Source organism: Stenotrophomonas sp. YJH_SMC_80 (genome assembly GCF_059372495.1).
The window spans coordinates 1-16,018 of the sequence record NZ_JCAFVP010000018.1 but is presented as its reverse complement, the minus strand read 5'-3'; the positions used below and the strand labels follow the sequence as shown (position 1 = coordinate 16,018).

The 16,018-nt window shown below is 67.3% G+C and carries 15 protein-coding genes, 1 tRNA gene and 1 pseudogene; 9 read left to right on the top strand and 8 right to left on the bottom strand.

All coding sequences use genetic code 11. The features are described 5' to 3' along the window. Positions 1-12 precede the first annotated feature (12 nt). From def to AC5P99_RS19425, 4 genes are all read left to right on the top strand, one after another. Positions 13-525: a peptide deformylase gene (gene def, locus AC5P99_RS19440; protein WP_005411192.1), complete on the top strand. Its 513-nt coding sequence runs from the start codon at positions 13-15 to the stop codon at positions 523-525. A 120-nt stretch (positions 526-645) separates the two neighbouring features. After that, on the top strand, positions 646-1,569 hold the full coding sequence (fmt, locus tag AC5P99_RS19435) for a methionyl-tRNA formyltransferase (RefSeq protein WP_088435847.1): 924 nt from the start codon (positions 646-648) through the stop codon (positions 1,567-1,569). 3 nt (positions 1,570-1,572) lie between these two features. Continuing rightward, the gene (gene rsmB / locus AC5P99_RS19430; RefSeq protein ID WP_495213457.1) at positions 1,573-2,904 is read left to right on the top strand and encodes a 16S rRNA (cytosine(967)-C(5))-methyltransferase RsmB; all 1,332 of its coding nucleotides are present in this window, start codon (positions 1,573-1,575) and stop codon (positions 2,902-2,904) included. 25 nt (positions 2,905-2,929) lie between these two features. Then, positions 2,930-4,651 (top strand): ArnT family glycosyltransferase, encoded by a 1,722-nt coding sequence (locus AC5P99_RS19425; protein ID WP_049450312.1) that lies wholly within the window; start codon positions 2,930-2,932, stop codon positions 4,649-4,651. An 18-nt stretch (positions 4,652-4,669) separates the two neighbouring features. On the opposite strand, the gene AC5P99_RS19420 is transcribed toward AC5P99_RS19425, so the two are convergent. Further along, the gene (locus tag AC5P99_RS19420; protein WP_108269991.1) at positions 4,670-5,791 is read right to left on the bottom strand and encodes a glycosyltransferase family 4 protein; all 1,122 of its coding nucleotides are present in this window, start codon (positions 5,789-5,791) and stop codon (positions 4,670-4,672) included. A 43-nt stretch (positions 5,792-5,834) separates the two neighbouring features. Next, positions 5,835-6,653, bottom strand: coding sequence for a glycosyltransferase family 2 protein (locus tag AC5P99_RS19415; RefSeq protein ID WP_005414597.1), 819 nt, complete (start codon positions 6,651-6,653; stop codon positions 5,835-5,837). On the opposite strand from AC5P99_RS19415, the gene AC5P99_RS19410 reads away from it, so the two are divergent. Continuing rightward, complete coding sequence (locus AC5P99_RS19410; protein WP_495213456.1) at positions 6,652-7,710, top strand: CDP-glycerol glycerophosphotransferase family protein; 1,059 nt, start codon at positions 6,652-6,654, stop codon at positions 7,708-7,710. The genes AC5P99_RS19415 and AC5P99_RS19410 overlap by 2 nt on opposite strands. 50 nt (positions 7,711-7,760) lie before the next feature. Here AC5P99_RS19410 and AC5P99_RS19405 read toward each other — a convergent pair whose 3' ends face one another. From AC5P99_RS19405 to AC5P99_RS19390, 4 genes are all read right to left on the bottom strand, one after another. Then, positions 7,761-9,299, bottom strand: coding sequence for a PH domain-containing protein (locus tag AC5P99_RS19405; RefSeq protein WP_495213455.1), 1,539 nt, complete (start codon positions 9,297-9,299; stop codon positions 7,761-7,763). After that, positions 9,296-9,796, bottom strand: coding sequence for a PH domain-containing protein (locus AC5P99_RS19400; RefSeq protein WP_164221807.1), 501 nt, complete (start codon positions 9,794-9,796; stop codon positions 9,296-9,298). Before AC5P99_RS19400 ends, AC5P99_RS19405 begins: the two co-directional genes overlap by 4 nt. Before the next feature lie 75 nt (positions 9,797-9,871). Then, complete coding sequence (ribA, locus tag AC5P99_RS19395) at positions 9,872-11,008, bottom strand: GTP cyclohydrolase II RibA (RefSeq protein ID WP_285309208.1); 1,137 nt, start codon at positions 11,006-11,008, stop codon at positions 9,872-9,874. Between the two features lie 65 nt (positions 11,009-11,073). After that, entirely contained in the window at positions 11,074-11,994 is a 921-nt protein-coding gene (locus AC5P99_RS19390; RefSeq protein ID WP_049450321.1) for a lauroyl acyltransferase, read from the bottom strand. Positions 11,995-12,055: 61 nt separating this feature from the next. Between AC5P99_RS19390 and dtd the strand changes: the two genes are divergently transcribed. The 4 genes from dtd to AC5P99_RS19370 all read left to right on the top strand — a co-directional run bounded on the left by dtd (position 12,056) and on the right by AC5P99_RS19370 (position 15,318). Then, the gene (dtd, locus tag AC5P99_RS19385; RefSeq protein WP_005411180.1) at positions 12,056-12,496 is read left to right on the top strand and encodes a D-aminoacyl-tRNA deacylase; all 441 of its coding nucleotides are present in this window, start codon (positions 12,056-12,058) and stop codon (positions 12,494-12,496) included. Between the two features lie 89 nt (positions 12,497-12,585). Next, entirely contained in the window at positions 12,586-14,439 is a 1,854-nt protein-coding gene (rpoD, locus tag AC5P99_RS19380) for an RNA polymerase sigma factor RpoD (RefSeq protein WP_005411179.1), read from the top strand. Positions 14,440-14,887: 448 nt separating this feature from the next. Further along, positions 14,888-14,963 (top strand) — tRNA-Ile (locus AC5P99_RS19375). A gap of 85 nt (positions 14,964-15,048) precedes the next feature. Further along, positions 15,049-15,318, top strand: coding sequence for a hypothetical protein (locus AC5P99_RS19370; RefSeq protein ID WP_049450351.1), 270 nt, complete (start codon positions 15,049-15,051; stop codon positions 15,316-15,318). Between the two features lie 59 nt (positions 15,319-15,377). Here the strand turns inward: AC5P99_RS19370 and AC5P99_RS19365 are convergent, their stop codons facing one another. Both AC5P99_RS19365 and AC5P99_RS19360 read right to left on the bottom strand, forming a co-directional pair. Continuing rightward, the gene (locus tag AC5P99_RS19365) at positions 15,378-15,599 is read right to left on the bottom strand and encodes a hypothetical protein (protein ID WP_123959080.1); all 222 of its coding nucleotides are present in this window, start codon (positions 15,597-15,599) and stop codon (positions 15,378-15,380) included. 284 nt (positions 15,600-15,883) lie between these two features. Then, positions 15,884-16,018 (bottom strand): annotated as a pseudogene (locus AC5P99_RS19360) (IS3 family transposase); the annotation flags it as partial.

Below are 16,018 nucleotides of genomic sequence, written 5' to 3'. Positions count from 1 at the left end.
CCGGAAACAGCCATGGCCCTTCTCCCCATTCTCGAGTTCCCCGATCCGCGCCTGCGTACCAAGGCCGCGTTGATCGAAGCTGCCGAAGTCACCACGCCGGCCTTCCAGGAACTGATCGACAACATGTTCCTGACCATGTACGACGCCCCGGGCATCGGCCTGGCCGCCACCCAGGTGGACGTGCACAAGCGCTTCATGGTCATCGACGTCAGCGAAGAAAAGAATGAACCGCATGTGTTCATCAATCCGGAAATCGTCGCCAAGGACGGGGGCCGGGTGTACCAGGAGGGCTGCCTGTCGGTTCCGGGCATCTTCGCCGACGTGACCCGTGCCGACACCATCACCGTGAAGTACCTGGACCGCAACGGCCAGGAACAGCAGATGGAGGCTGGTGACGTGCTGGCCACCTGCATCCAGCACGAGATGGATCACCTGGACGGCAAGCTGTTCATCGACTATCTGTCGCCGCTCAAGCGCGAGATGGTGCGCAAGAAGCTGGCCAAGCAGCGCAAGCACGTGGCGTGATCGCCAATCCGGGCCACCCTTCGGGTGGCCCGTGCCTGCGCGGCTCGCGCGGGCTCTACGGCGCCGGCCGACGGCGCCGTTTTCTTTCCTGCACGAATCCATCCTGCAAGTGGGGTAGCCATGAGGATTGTCTTTGCCGGTACGCCGGAATTCGCGGTGTCGTCGCTGCGCGCGGCTGCGCGCCACCATGAGGTCGTGGCCGTCTATACCCAGCCTGATCGCCCGGCCGGCCGAGGCCGTGGCCTGGCGCCTTCGCCGGTCAAGCTCGAAGCCGTGGCCCGTGGCATTCCGGTCTACCAGCCGGAGTCGCTGAAGGACGCGGCCGCCCAACAGCAGTTGCGCGACCTGCAGCCGGACCTGATGGTGGTGGTGGCCTATGGCCTGATCCTGCCCAAGGCAGTACTGGCCATCCCGACCCATGGTTGCTGGAACGTGCATGCATCGCTGCTGCCGCGCTGGCGCGGCGCTGCGCCGATCCAGCGTGCGATCCAGGCTGGTGACGCGAAGACCGGGGTGTGCCTGATGCAGATGGAGGCTGGCCTGGATACCGGCCCGGTGCTGCTGCACCAGGAGCTGCCGATCGCCGCCACCGATACCGGCGGCCAGCTGCACGACAAGCTGGCCGAGCTTGGTGCCCAGGTGTTGTCCGATGGCCTGGGCCTGCTGCGCGCGGGCATCAAGCCGATCGCGCGACCGCAGCCGGAACAGGGCGTGACGTACGCGCACAAGCTGGACAAGGCCGAAGCCAGGCTGGACTGGGCGCAGGATGCCGACGCGCTGGCGCGTACCGTGCGCGCGTTCAATCCGTGGCCGATCGCCGAGGCAACGCTGGCTGGCGAACGCGTGCGCATCCATGGCGCGGTGGCGCTGGAGGCAGACCACGGCCAGGTGCCGGGCACCGTGCTGGCCGCCGGCCGCGACGGCATCGACATTGCCTGTGGCCAGGGCGCGCTGCGCCTGCGCGTGCTGCAGCGTGAAGGCGGCAAGGCGATCACCGCTGCCGATTACCTCAACGCTCGCCGCGACCTGCGCGTGGGGGCATAAGAGGTGTCCAAGCAGAACGATTTCTCCGTCGCCAAGGCGGCACCGGGCGCGGCCACGCGCATGCTGGCCGCACGCGTGCTGGCACAGGTGTTCACCCGTGGCCGTTCGCTGAAGGCCGAACTGGCCTGGGCGCTGCCGAAGCTGGCCGACAGCCGCGACCGCGCGCTGCTGGAAGCCCTGTGTTTCGCTGTGCTGCGCCGTCGCAGCACCTATGATGCGGCCTTGCAGGCCTGGATGCAGAAGCCGCTGTCGGCGCGCGATGCCGACCTGCGCACGCTGCTGATGGTCGGTTTCGCCCAGCTGGACGTGCTCGAACTGCCTGCGCACGCAGCGCTTTCGGCTACGGTCGATGCGGCGCGCGCGCTGGGCCGTGAGCGCCAGGCAGGCCTGGTCAACGCGATCCTGCGCCGCGCCCAGCGCGAGGGGTTCCCCGAACAGCCTGCGCGCGACGCCTTCCCGGAATGGTTGGCTGATGCGATCGAGCGCGACTGGCCGGCGCAGGCCGAAGCGATCTTCAGCGCCAGCCTGCAACCCGCGCCCTTGTGGCTGCGTGCCAGCCGCCAGCACGGCGGTCGCGACAAGGCCCTGGCGACGCTGGCCGAGGCCGGCATTGCCGCTGAAGCCACTGCACTGTGCGCCGATGCGTTGCGCCTGGCGACCTCCGTTGCCGTGAACCAGCTGCCGGGCTTCGGCGATGGTGCACTGTCGGTGCAGGACCTGTCGGCGCAATGCGCGGCCGATGCGTTGGCACCCGCGACCGGTGCCCGCGTGCTGGATGCCTGCGCGGCACCCGGCGGCAAATCGGCGCATCTGCTGGAGCGTGACCCGAGCCTGCGCCTGCTGGCGCTGGATATCGACGCGCGCCGTCTGGCCCGGGCACGTGACACTTACACCCGCACCGGTGTGGGCGAGCATGCGCAGACCCTGGTCGCCGATGCCAGCGATCCCGGTTCGTGGTGGGACGGCGTGCCGTTCGACGCGATCCTGCTGGATGCGCCATGTTCGGCCACGGGCGTGATCCGCCGCCAGCCGGATGTGATGTTCCACCGTCGCGCCGAGGACGTCGATGCACTGGTGGGCGTGCAGGCGCGCCTGCTGGAAGCCTGCTGGTCGATGCTGCGCCCCGGCGGCGTGCTGCTGTACGCCACCTGCTCGATCCTGCGCGCCGAGAACATCGATCAGGTGCGTGCGTTCCTGAAGTGGCATCCGGACGCGGTGGCGCAGCCGCTGGGCGATGCGTTCGGCGTGGATTGCGAAGGCGTGGCACGCCAGCGACTGCCTGGTGACAACGATGCTGACGGTTTCTTCTACGCGCGTCTGATAAAAGCAGCCTGACCCCCCCGCTGCCGTTTCGAGTCCCATGCTGAAGACCCACGCGTCGCGCCAGACGTGGTTGTTCGTGGTGGTGGCCCTGCTGGTGCTGGGGGCCGGGCTCGGTCTCCGCGATCCGTGGCCCTCTGACGAACCACGCTTCGCGCTGGTGGCCAGGCAGATGGTCGACAGCGGTTACTGGTTGTTCCCGCATCGCGGTACCGAGCTGTATTCGGACAAGCCGCCGATGCTGATGTGGTGGCAGGCCTCGCTGTATGGCCTGGTTGGCCACTGGCGCGTGGCCTTCCTGCTGCCCTCGCTGCTGGCCGCATTGGGCACGCTGTGGTGCGTGGTCGATCTGGGGCGCCGGCTGTGGACGCGGCAGGTCGGACTCTGCGCGGGGTGGGCACTGCTGTTCGCGCTGCAGTTCACCTTCCAGGCGAAGAAGGCGCAGATCGATCCGCTGCTGGTGCTGTTCATCACTCTGGCCAACTATGGCCTGCTGCGCCACCTGCTGCTGGGCCCGGCCTGGCGCTGGTGGTGGCTGGGCTGGTTCTTTGCCGGTATCGGGGTGATCACCAAGGGCGTGGGCATGCTGGCGCTGCTGATGATCGTGCCGGCGGCCATCGCTGCAGCCCTGCAGTGGCCCCGTGTTTCCCTGCACGCACGCGATGGCCGCTTCTGGCTGGCACCGCTGGCCTTCCTGCTGGCGATATCGCTGTGGCTGGCGCCCATGCTGCTGGCCGCGCTGGGCACCGGATCGGACGAGTACCGCGGCTACATCAACGACATCCTGGTGCGGCAGACGGCCCGCCGCTACACGCAGTCCTGGGACCATCACCAGCCGTGGTGGTACTTCTTCGGTGTCATGCCAACGATGTGGATACCCGCATTCCTGGCGCTGCCATGGGCGATCCCGGCGTGGCGGCGGCGCCTGTGCCGCCGCGATCCACGCTACCTGCTGCCGCTGGCGTGGTGGTTGCTGGTCGTGCTGTTCTTCTCGATTCCCCAGGGCAAGCGTGATGTCTACATCCTGCCGGCGCTGCCGATGTTCTGCCTGGCGCTGGCGCCGCTGCTGCCCGGGCTGCTGAAGCGGCGCGATGTGCAGCGCGTGCTGGGAGGGTTTGCCGCGTTGCTGGCACTGGGCTTGAGCCTGGTCGGGGCGCTCGCGTTGCTGGGTGATCCGCGCTTCGAGGTGAACCTTGCCCATGGACGCGGATTGCCGCCCGGCGCGACCGATGCATTGGCGTGGGCGGCGCTGGCGATGGCGATCTGGTCGGCGTTGAGCCTGTGGGCGTGCGGGCGCCGACGTCGGCACGTTGCCTTGGTCTCTACCCTGGCCGGGGTATGGGTGCTGTATAGCCTGGTCGGTTATCCGGTGTTGAACGATTCCAGCTCGGCCCGTGGCCTGATGCGTGAGGTCAGCGCACGCATCGGTCCGCAGGCCGAGCTGGGATTGGTGGCATGGAAAGAGCAGAACCTGCTGATGGCCGATCGCGCGGCGGCCACCTTTGGATTCGAAGCGCGTTGGCATCAACAGCTGCAGGCGGCCGTGCGCTGGCAGCGGCTGGTTCCGCAGCACCGCTGGCTGCTGGTGAACGAAGATGCGATGCAGGCCTGCATTGACCGTGCGCAGGCCGAAATGGCAGGCATTTCCAATCGTCGCCGCTGGTGGCTTGTGCCTGCCGATGCGGTCGCCGGCACCTGCCGGCCGTCGGCGGCGGAACTCGAGCACGAGCGCCGCCTGCAGGGGCCCGGCCTTACCGATTAAGCGTTCGGGCAATGTGGCTCAGGTGCTGGCCAAGGCGGCGTGATAGGTGGCCGAGGTCGCCCCGGCGAAGGTCTGCAGGCCGAACTCACGCTCTGCATGGCGGCGGGCGGCCATGCCCATCGCCGGCAGCGCCTGGCGTTGTTCATACATCGCCTGCACCTGTGCGGCGATGGCGGCCACGTTGCGGGTGGGCACGATCCAGCCGTCGACTCCCTGCTCGATGTTTTCCGGCAGCCCCGCGTAGTCGCTGACCAGCATCGGCCTGGCGCTGGCCATCATTTCGCGGCAGGCGAAGGAAATTGTTTCGATGTCGTTGGACAGCACGAAGCCGACGTCGCCGGCGGCGATCAGTGGGCGCGTATCGGCCAGCAGTCCGGTGAAGTGGACCTGCGTGGCGACATCACCGAGGGCCTGCACCTGCGCGCGTTGCTGCGCGTTGGGCAGGTGACCCGCGACCGCCATGTGTACGTGCGGCCGGATCGCGTCGGGGAGCAGGGCAATGGCCTGCGCGAGGTCGATCCAGCCCTTGTAGTCATCGGTGCCGGCGTTGCTGACCAGCAGCAGCGCATCCGGGTCCTGCGTCCATTGCTGCCGCATTGCCTGGCCGGCGTCGGCCGGCAGCGGCGCGAAGCGGTCCAGGTCGACGCCGTTGCGGACCACATCGATCGGGCAGCGCCGGTAAGGGCCCTGCTCCAGCAGACGCCCGGTGTGTGCCGAAACCGCAATCACGCGGTCGGTGGCCCAGCGGGCCCTGAAGGCATTGCCAAGCGTACGGGTGGGCTTGCTGTTGTGCTTGGTCAGGATGATCGGCGGGCGGCGCATGCCGAGCAGTCCCTGCATCACGAAGCGGTGATCACGCGCACCGTTGACGTGGACCAGGTCGATGCCCTCGTCCCGCACCAGCCGGCGCAGCGCATGCTGTTCGGCCAGTTGTCGTGGCAAGGTCGGCAGGCCGCTGCCAAAGGCCATCGGCAGCGGGGTGGCGATTCCTTCCTCGGCCACCGTGCGCAGCAGGCGGCTGTCGGCGGGGGCTGCGACATGGAGCGTGTGCTGTCCATGCAGGGCGCGCGCCAGGGACACGATGTACGTGGTGTGGCCGCCACCGTCGCCATAGTGGAAGTTGGTGTACAGGATTTTCATGGGGGATCTTCAGGCAACGCGCGGCAAGTGTGACACAGCCGGCTCAGGGCCGTTCCACAGGGGCTGGAGGATCGGCCACCGCCTGGCCGTTGCCCAGCATCCACAGCATGATGGTCTTCTGCCGTACGTAGTTGGCACGCACATAGGCATAGACCAGGCCGTGCCAGCCGTCGCGGAAGCCGCCGCGGAACAGGAAGCCACGCCAGAACCGCCAGGCCGGCGCCAGCACCAGCTTGCCCAGCGTGGCGCGCTTGCCACGCGCGAACTCGTGCTCGGCCATCATCCGCGCATACTTCTCGGTCTTGGCCAGCTGCTGCTGCAACGATCGATAGGGATAGTGGATGAGATCGCCGCGCAGGGTGCCGACGCTGCCATCGACGCTGGCCGCCTCGTGGATCTCGCGCTTGCCGCGCCAGCCGCCCTGGCGGCGGTCGAACAGGCGCATCACCCGGTCCGGGTAGGCATTGCCGTGGCGCAGGAACCTGCCAAAGTACTCAGACAGGCGGGCGAAGCGGTAGCCGGCGTGGCCGGCGAAGCCGCCGTCACGGGCCTGTTCGATGGCCGCACGCAGCTCGGGGCTGATGCGCTCGTCGGCATCCAGGCACAGTACCCAGTCGTGGCTGGCCTGCTCGACGCAGAACGCCTTCTGGCTGCGGAAGCCCTCGAACCGACGCTGCAGCACGCGGGCACCGGCAGCCTCGGCGATGGCCACGGTCGCATCGGTGGACTGCGAGTCCACCACCACGATCTCATCGCAGAAGGCCAGCGAGGCCAGGCAGTCGCCGATGCGCCCGGCCTCGTTGAACGCGATAATGCACGCCGAGATGCGAGGCCGTTCGATGGGAGCGGTCGTGGAGGACATGATGGCCGGGTACCTGTTGTTTGCGACGGAGCGCTATGCGCTGCCTATTCTCGCCCCGTTGGCGCAGGCGTTGCACGCGTCCGGGCAGGAGGTTGCGGCCTGGTTCGAAGGCGGCGCGGCCGGCAGCAGCCTGCCGGGGGTGGCCAACGTCGGCCTGAAGCAGGCCCTGGCAATGCGCCCGCGGGCGGTGTTCAGCGCGGCCAACTGGGTGCCGACCTTCCTTTCGGGGGCCAAGGTGCAGCTGTTCCATGGCTTCAACGTGGAAAAGCGCGACAGCGCGCGCGGCCACTTCCGGGTGCGCGGCATGTTCGACCTGTACTGCACGCAGGGGCCGGCCACCACGACACCGTTCCGCGAGATCGCGGCCCAGCAGGGCCATTTCGCGGTGGCCGAGACCGGCTGGCCGAAGCTGGACCCGCTGTTCCGCGATGACGGTGGCGAGAGCGCCGCACTGCGCGCGCCGGCCGGCGATCGCCCGGTGATCCTGTTTGGTTCCACCTTCACCGAGCGGCTGAGTGCGGCACCGCACCTGCATGCGCAGATCGCCGCCGATATCGCTGCCGGTGGGTGCTACTGGCTGCTGACCCTGCATCCCAAATGTCCGCCGGAACTGTTCGAGCGCTACCGCGCGCTGGCCGGTGCCAATGCCCGCTTCATCGAGCCGGAGCAGGTGATGGCCGCGCAGCGCGCCGCCGATGTGCTGGTGTCGGACACCTCGTCGATCGTTTCGGAGTTCATCGTCCAGCACAAGCCGGTGGTGACCTTCCGCAACCGCGTGCCGAAGCCGCACATGATTGATTTCGACGACCCGGCACAGCTGCCGGCGATGCTGCAGCGCGCGCTGCATCCGGACGCCGCGCTGCAGGCGGAAATCGTGCGTTACGCCGATGCCATCCATCCGTACCGCGACGGCCTGTCCAGCGAGCGGGTAATCGCGGCCACCGAGGATTTCCTGTCCGGTGAAATGGGTGCGCTGCGCCGCAAGCCTCTCGGCAGCTGGGTGCGCGATCTGCAGATCCGAAGGGACCTGGGCTATTGGGGCCCCTCGCAGCGATGATGCCTCGCTGACCCTGCTCGCGGTAGTGCCGGCCGGGATCCGACCCCGCATCACCAGCGCAGTTTGCGCCGCGCCAGCGCGGCCGCCAGTTGATCCATCGCCTGCTGTGCCTGTGCCTGCGGCAGATGGTGCAGGGTGAGTGCCACGTCGCCATGCGCACCGGCGGTGTCCAGTTGCAGGCTGCTGGTGCCCAGCACCTTGTCCAGCGGTGAACGCTGCAGGCGCAGGCCCTGCACCTTGTCCAGTTCGGCCCAGCGCCACCAGCGTTTCCACCAGCCGCCGCGCACGGCCACATAGTGCTCGTCCAGATACCAGCCCATGCGTACCATCTGCCGGTGTGCGACCAACAACGCGACCGGCAGCCAGGCCAGCACGGCCAGGCCCCACGTGCCCCAGCGCCAGTACGCGGCGGCGGCCAGCAGCGGCACCAGCAGCAGCGCGCCCAGGCACAGCCGCCACCAGCCACGTTGCGGGATGGACTGCCATTGCGCCGGTGGCCAGTGCAGCTGGGGGAGCAGGTGCTGCACCAGTTGCGTGCAATGCTCGCGGGTTGCCAGCGGCGCCAGTTCGCGCAGGGCGCGGTCCTCATCACGCGAAGGGCCACCGGCGGCACTGTCGATGCGCAGCTGGCGCAGCCCGAACCAGCGCGGCAGGGTGCCTTCGCGCAGCGTCCAGGCCTGGATGCGGCGACGTGCCACGCTGCTGCGGGTGCGGCTGAGCATCCCGGCCGACACCGTCAGGCGGCGGTCCTGCTCGACGAGGGTGAAGCCGTGGTAACGCAACAGGGTCAGCACCACCGACAGCACGCGCAGCGCCAGCCAGCCCAGCAGCAGGGCCGCCGCCGCCAGCAGCAACGCGCCGGTCACGCCGGGATGCAGGTGGCTGGCATAGCCGAAGGCCTCGCGGCCGCCGCGCTGGATGGCATCGTCCATCACCGGCCGCGGCACGGTCTGGAACAGGACGCCGAACGCGGCCACTGCCAGTGCCCAGCCGCGGTTGGAGAGCAGTCCCATGCGCACCACGTCCCAGCTGGACAGTCGCAGCAGTACGCGTTCGCTGTCGACGTCGGCAAGGGGCGGTGCATCGACGTCGTCGTTGGCCTGCCGCGCCTGCCCGCGCTGGCGGACCAGCCGTTCCAGCGCCAGTGCCTGGTCCAGCTTCAGTACCCGCATCTCCGCTTCAGGGCGCACACCGCCGGCCGATTCCAGGCGCAGTTCGGCCACGCCGAACAGGCGGTGCAGCGGGTTCTGCCGCACTTCCACGTTGTGGATGCGTGCGAACGGGATCTCGCGGCGGTTGCGCGCCAACAGGCCACTGCGCACGGTGATCGCATCGCTGCCGATGCGGTAGCGGTAGCTGAGGTACTGCATCACCGACACCAGGACCAGGGCGGCAATTGCCGTCAGCGGAATCAGCTGCGCCCACATCGGATCGCGGTCGCCGCGCTGGCCGAACACCAGCAGCGCGACCAGTGGCAGGAAGTAGTGGCGCAGCTGCATCAGCAGCACGAACAGCCACGACCACGGGTGCAGGCGGTGGTCCTCGGTACCGGCGGGCGGCGGTGCAGGCAGGGGCGGCGGCAGGCTCACAGGGCGTCGGCGTCCTGGTCGAGCTGGTGGGACAGGGTGTCGCGCAGGCGCTCGGCGTCCGCCTGGTCCAGGCCGCTCACGGTCACCGCGCTCATGCGGGTGCCTGCGGTGTGCACGATCAGCGTGGCCAGGCCGGCACGGCGCTCCAGCGGGCCCCGGCGCAGATCGAGATGCTGCACTCGCGACAGGGGAATGCGCGTCTCCAGCTGCCACATGAGGTCGCGGCGCAGGCCCAGGCCCTGTGCGTCCAGCCGCCAACGGGTGCGGACCAGGCGTCGACGGCCCAGCCACGCACCAAAAGCCACACCCATCAGCAGCCCGGCTGCAGCGGTCCACAGGCCACCGGGCAGATCGAAGAACCACGCCGCCGCCGCCAGTGGCAGGCCCGGGACGAACAGGCCGCCAAAGGCACCTTCCAGTGCGGCCAGGCGGGCTGCGCGTTGCGGCAGTGACTGCCAGTCGGTGGCGGGTGATGCAGGAATCGTGGCGTCGGTCACGCGGGCTCCGTCAGGCAGCAGGGCGGGCGGTAGCGGCCGTGGCCGCACCGCGCAGACGGTAGCAGGTCGGCTGCGTTACTGGGCAGCCTGGATCAGCGCATCGACATCCAGCAGGTGGCCGGCACGGTCGGCCTTGGTGCGCAGGTAGTTCTCGTTCTCGGCAGTGATCTCGCCGGTGACCGGAATGCAGTCCAGCACTTCGATGCCGGCATTGCGCAGGCGCTGTGCCTTGGTCGGGTTGTTGCTGAGCAGCGCCACGCGCGAAATGCCCAGGCCACGCAGCATCGCCACCGCGCTGCCGTAGCGCCGCTCGTCGGCACCGAAGCCCAGCTGTGCATCGGCGTCGATGGTGTCCAGGCCGTCGTGCTGGTAGCCATAGGCGCGCATCTTGGCGGCGATGCCGGTGCCGCGGCCTTCCTGGTCCAGGTACAGCAGCACGCCACCACCCAGGTCCTTCAGCTTGCGCAGGCCACGCCGCAGCTGGTCGCCGCAGTCGCACTTGAGTGAACCGAACAGATCGCCGGTCAGGCACGAAGAATGCACGCGTACCGGCACCACTGTCGACAGGTCCGGCTCGCCGACGATGATCGCGACCTGGTCGCGCTGCGCCACGCCGCCGCGGAAGACTGCAAAGGTGGTCATGCCGACGTCGCGCAGCGGAACCGGCGAACGCGCCACCAGTTCGTAGTCGTGGGCCGCATGTGCTGCGCCTTCGGCCAGGTCGCACAGGGCCACCTCGGCCGCACCGTCGAAAGTGTGGTCATCGACGTCCAGGCGCACCGCGACCATCGCTGGCAGCAGCAGACCCAGGCGGGCAAGCTCCACCGCGCCGGCATCGAAGGCGTCGCCGGCGCTCCAGCTTTCGGGCATCGGCCCGGGTTCGCGCAGGTAGCCCAGCGAGGGCAGGGCCTCGAAGGCCACGCCGCTCAGCGGCAGGCGCGCGCCCTGTGGTGCCTCCACGCCGAGCACGCGGGCGCGGGTGGCGGTCAGGAACAGGTAATGGTGCTCGTGGGCGGCAGCGGCGAAGGCGGCGAAGCTGCTGGTCGTGGCGCTGTCCAGCGCGATCACCGCCAGGCGCTGGCCCTGGCCATCGTGGAGCAGCACCGGACGACCGGCGCGCAGTTCGGCCACCGCGCGTTCGCAGCGGATCGCGGCCGGATCGCCGAACAGGGAAGAAGCAGCAGGCATGGCAGGACCGGGGGAGGCGGACATCGCAGTCTCTATGGGGGCGCCGGCGTCGTATTCAACGTGGTGCGGCCAGTGGTCGCAGGCGGCCGTCAGTGGGGGTGTTCCTCAGTTGCGTACGGGTCTTCCTCGCTACTGCCCGGTGGCCGCAGCGTATAGCGCTTGTAGGTCCACTGGTACTGCGCCGGGTCGCGGCGGGCGATGCGTTCGATGCCGGCGTTGAGGGCGGTGGCCGCCACCAGCGGGTCCGGATCGGCCACGGCCGGGTCGGTCGGCTCGATGTGCAGGGCGAACTCCATGTCCGGCCCGATGCGTTCGCACCAGCCATGGAGCACGGTGGCACCCGTGCGTTCGGCCAGCCGGTTGACCAGGGTCATGGTCAGCGCCTGCACGCCGAAGAACGGCACGAACACGCCATCGCCGGCCTTGGGCTGCTGGTCGGGCAGGATGCCGGTGGCGCCGCCGTCCTTGAGCACCTTGAACAGCTGGCGCACGGCCGGGCCTTCGGCGCGCACCTGCTGTACGTTCTGGCCGCCGCGCACCAGCTGCAGGAAGGCATCGCTGGCCTCGTCCTCCGGCGGCTTGTAGACGATGGCGATCTGCCCGCGCGAGGCCAGCCACTGGTTCAGCAGCTCCCAGTTGCCGAAGTGCGGCGCGGCCACGATCACGCCCTTGCCGCTGGCCAGGGCGGCGTCGTACAGGGCCTCGCCATGGCGCTGCTTCAGGTGCAGGCGCAGGTTGTCGGCCGGCGCCTGGCTCCACAGCCGCAGGGTTTCGATGGCCTGCAGCGCGGTGGAGCGCAGCAGATCACGGTGCAGGCGGTCGCGCGCGGCGCCATCCAGTTCCGGGTAGGCCAGTTCCAGGTTGCGCCGGGTGACGCGGCTCTCACGGGCATTGAGGGCGATCCACGCCCACGCCAGGGCGCGCGCGAACGCCCGCAGCAGCGGCCAGGGCAGGCGGGCGAACAGGGTGGTGGCGCGGTAGACCAGCCGGGCTTTGCGTTGCGGATTCATCGGCGCCAGTTTAGCCAAGGGCGCTGCTATCGTGGCCGGCCCTGTTCATTGGAAGCCCACGATGCTCGTCCTGATCCAGCGTGTCAGCCAGGCCGCCGTCCATGTCGACGATGAGGCCGTGGGGCAGATCGGCCCTGGCCTGTTGGCCCTGGTCGGCATGGAGCCGGGCGATACCGAGGCCCAGTTGCGGCGGATGGCCGAGCGCCTGCTGGGCTACCGGGTATTCGCCGACGAGGCCGGGAAGATGAACCGCTCGCTGCGCGATACCGGCGGCGGCCTGCTGCTGGTCAGCCAGTTCACCCTGGCCGCCGACACCCGTTCGGGCATGCGGCCGAGCTTCACCACGGCCGCGCCGCCGGAAGAGGCTGAACGCGGGTTCAATCGATTTGTCGAGATCTGTCGTGAAAATCACGCGCCAGGGGTGGAAACGGGCCGATTTGGTGCCCATATGGTCGTCAGCCTGGTCAATGACGGTCCCGTGACCTTCCTTCTCCGGCCCTGAGCCTGCGGGACCACCGCCCGGCAGGCAGGGCCCCGGGCTGGTATAATGCTACGTTCCCTATTTCTCCCTGCCGGTGGCGCGAGCACTACATGGCCAACGAACGTCCTGCCCAATCCGAAATCAAGCAACTGATCAGCAAGGGCCTGGAACAGGGCTACCTGACCTACGCCGAAGTCAATGACCATCTGCCGGACGACATGGTCGACCCGGAACAGATCGAAGACATCATCGGCATGATCAACGGCATGGGCATCGATGTCCATGAAGTTGCGCCGGATGTGGAAACCCTGCTTCTCAACGATGGCAACACCGGCAACCGCGAAGTCGATGACACCGCGGCTGAAGAAGCTGCCGCCGCGCTGAGCGCGCTCGACACCGAAGGTGGCCGTACCACCGACCCGGTGCGCATGTACATGCGCGAAATGGGCACCGTCGAGCTGCTGACCCGCGAAGGCGAAATCGCCATCGCCAAGCGCATCGAGGAAGGCCTTTCGCAGGTCCAGGCGGCCCTGGGCCAGTTCCCGGTTTCGGTCGAGTCGCTGCTGAACGACTACGAAGCCCACAAGGAAGGCAAGAAGCGCCTGGCCGAAGTGATCGTCGGCTTCAACGACCTGGTCGACGAAGAGCCGGCGCCGCCGGCGGTCGCTGCCGATGACAGCGCCGATGCGGACGCCGAAGGCGACGAGGACGAGGACGACGATGTCGACGGTGGCGATGAAGAAGCCGCACCGACCGGTCCGGATCCGGAGGAAGTCGCCGCGCGCATGCAGGCGCTGAGCGATGCCTTCAACGCCTTCAAGAAGGCCGCGACCAAGGGCGACAAGAAGAACCTGCCGCGCCTGCGCGAAGAAATGTCGGCGGTGTTCGTCACCCTGAAGCTGCCGCTGCCGCTGACCGATGTGCTGACCAAGCAGCTGCGCGACACCATGGCGTCGATCAAGGCCCATGAGCGTCGCGTGCTGAACCTGGCGACCGTTACCGCCCGCATGCCGCGCAAGGACTTCATCCGTTCCTGGGAAGGCAACCAGACCAACCTGGAGTGGGTGGAAGACGCACTGAAGCGCAAGCAGAAGTGGTCCTCGGCGCTGCGCGAAGTGAAGGACCAGATCATTGCCGAACAGCAGGCGACGATCGACATCGAGACGCTGACCCAGCTGGACCTGGAAGAGCTGAAGGAAATCAGCCGTGCCATGGCCTACGGTGAAGCCAAGGCGCGCAAGGCCAAGAAGGAAATGGTCGAGGCCAACCTGCGCCTGGTGATCTCGATCGCCAAGAAGTACACCAACCGTGGCCTGCAGTTCCTCGACCTGATCCAGGAAGGCAACATCGGCCTGATGAAGGCCGTGGACAAGTTCGAGTACCGCCGCGGTTACAAGTTCTCGACCTACGCCACCTGGTGGATCCGCCAGGCGATCACCCGCTCGATCGCCGACCAGGCACGCACCATCCGTATTCCGGTGCACATGATCGAGACGATCAACAAGTTGAACCGCATTTCCCGCCAGATGCTCCAGCAGTACGGCCGCGAGGCTACGCCGGAGGAGCTGGCCAAGGAAATGGACATGCCGGAAGACAAGATCCGCAAGGTGATGAAGATCGCCAAGGAGCCGATCTCGATGGAAACCCCGATCGGCGACGACGAGGATTCCCATCTGGGCGACTTCATCGAGGACACCAACGTGGAGTCCCCGATCGAGAACACCACCAACATCAATCTGTCTGAAACCGTGCGCGACGTGCTGGCCGGCCTCACCCCGAGGGAAGCCAAGGTGCTGCGCATGCGCTTCGGCATCGACATGAACACCGACCACACGCTGGAAGAGGTCGGCAAGCAGTTCGACGTGACCCGCGAGCGCATCCGCCAGATTGAAGCGAAGGCCCTGCGCAAGCTGCGTCACCCGAGCCGCTCGGAGCAGCTGCGCAGCTTCCTGGATATCGATTGATTTCCAGCGGCTGTTGAAGCGTTGAGAGAAACCCCGCCTGGTGCGGGGTTTTTCTTTTTGGGGTGTGTGTGCTTTCTGTAGAGTCGAGCCAGCTGCTCTTTGCGATGACGTATCCAGCAGGTCTTCTCAACGGCTGCGCGTTTGCGCCGCTATTGGATTGGGAAGATGTGATGCGCGACGAGCGCGAGGATTCACTGGGATTCGCCCGAAGAGCGACGCTGGCGTTGCTGACGCAGTCTGGTGCTGGATTATTTGCTGGCTTCGGCGGCGGACAACCAGAAGGGGCTGGAAGAGACCAGGAGGACTGTGGCGCTGTTCCACGCGCACCTGCGGCGGCAGGTCTGGTTTGCGGACGTGGCGGAGAAGCGGTTGGGGCATGTGGCTGAGGCTCTTGCTGCTGCCGGGTAGCCGATCGAGCGCGGCCTCCACTACACTGTGAGGCTGCGCCGGGCCTATAGCTCAACGGTTAGAGCAGGGGACTCATAATCCCTTGGTTCCAGGTTCGAATCCTGGTGGGCCCACCACATTGACGTCCAGAGAAGTCCGGAGACGTCCACGAAACCCTTGAGTTGCTTGATTTCAGCGCTGCAACGCAAAGGAGCGGAGAACATGGACGATCAGATGATCTGCCCGATGTGCATGGGATACGTGCCACGCGGTGCCATCGTGTGCCGGGGGTGCAAGGCCAGGATTGAGTACGGCAGCCCCGGATGGGCTTCTTTGTTGGTCTTGGTCTGTTCCATTTCCTTCGGAATCTGGTCGGGCGCCGTCCTGGCATGGTGGATTGGGCTGATCGGTGGCGTGGTCTTGTTCGGCCTTGGATCTGCTGGGTTCAAGCGCCTGTTTCGCAACCGGGTCATCTTCCGCCTCAAGTACTGAGTACGGTCTGAGGTGCCTGAGAGAAGTCGATCTGGTGGCCGATAGGCGCATTGGCCCCGTCAGAAGTCATCAGGATCGTAGGGCTCAAGATGTGGCGTTGCTCCGGCTAGGCCGAGCGCTTCATTGAGCGCGTCCATAGTCGTCCAGATCCCGCCGCTTCCGTCATACATGAAGCGGACACCACACCCGTTAGCCCATCGGATCACAGTGGCAAGCCTAGGCTTCCTGCCTGGCTGGCAGAGTTCCTGCAGGTCGCGGAACTGAAGGATCGCATTTTTCATGCGGATAGCTCATCTAGCCGGGAACGTGCGCCCCTCCTTCAGGCATTGGGACAGTCTCTTCTCAAACGCGAAAGAGTCGTTTTGAAGCGCCTCCAGTCCTGTGCAAGCGCGCCGGTCGTGCAGCTCAAGGTGGAAATTGAGATACATGCCGCCTACCCACAGGGACAGGAGTATGGATAGGGAAATGGGCAGCCACTTGGGCAACTCGATGTCTAGGATGTCCAGCATGGCTCCGCGCAGGCTTGTCTGGTTGTAGCCGTACCGTCTCAGACGCAGCTTGGGTTCTACCCCGAAATCACGGACGGTTGTAAAAGGGCTGAGAACTTCTGGTCTTGCCTGGCGACCCTTCGTCGCATCCTCGGGTTGTGGAACCGCTCGATGTATTCGAACACATCCGCCCTCGCGGCATCGAGCGTTGG

Excerpts from the sequence above, each read along its gene's own strand:
- def (WP_005411192.1), top strand. The coding sequence starts at position 13 with ATGGCCCTTCTCCCCATTCTCGAGTTCCCCGATCCGCGCCTGCGTACC.
- fmt (WP_088435847.1), top strand. The coding sequence starts at position 646 with ATGAGGATTGTCTTTGCCGGTACGCCGGAATTCGCGGTGTCGTCGCTG.
- AC5P99_RS19425 (WP_049450312.1), top strand. The coding sequence starts at position 2,930 with ATGCTGAAGACCCACGCGTCGCGCCAGACGTGGTTGTTCGTGGTGGTG.
- AC5P99_RS19420 (WP_108269991.1), bottom strand. The coding sequence starts at position 5,791 with ATGAAAATCCTGTACACCAACTTCCACTATGGCGACGGTGGCGGCCAC.
- AC5P99_RS19410 (WP_495213456.1), top strand. The coding sequence starts at position 6,652 with ATGATGGCCGGGTACCTGTTGTTTGCGACGGAGCGCTATGCGCTGCCT.
- AC5P99_RS19415 (WP_005414597.1), bottom strand. The coding sequence starts at position 6,653 with ATGTCCTCCACGACCGCTCCCATCGAACGGCCTCGCATCTCGGCGTGC.
- ribA (WP_285309208.1), bottom strand. The coding sequence starts at position 11,008 with ATGTCCGCCTCCCCCGGTCCTGCCATGCCTGCTGCTTCTTCCCTGTTC.
- AC5P99_RS19390 (WP_049450321.1), bottom strand. The coding sequence starts at position 11,994 with ATGAATCCGCAACGCAAAGCCCGGCTGGTCTACCGCGCCACCACCCTG.
- dtd (WP_005411180.1), top strand. The coding sequence starts at position 12,056 with ATGCTCGTCCTGATCCAGCGTGTCAGCCAGGCCGCCGTCCATGTCGAC.
- rpoD (WP_005411179.1), top strand. The coding sequence starts at position 12,586 with ATGGCCAACGAACGTCCTGCCCAATCCGAAATCAAGCAACTGATCAGC.
- AC5P99_RS19370 (WP_049450351.1), top strand. The coding sequence starts at position 15,049 with ATGGACGATCAGATGATCTGCCCGATGTGCATGGGATACGTGCCACGC.
- AC5P99_RS19365 (WP_123959080.1), bottom strand. The coding sequence starts at position 15,599 with ATGAAAAATGCGATCCTTCAGTTCCGCGACCTGCAGGAACTCTGCCAG.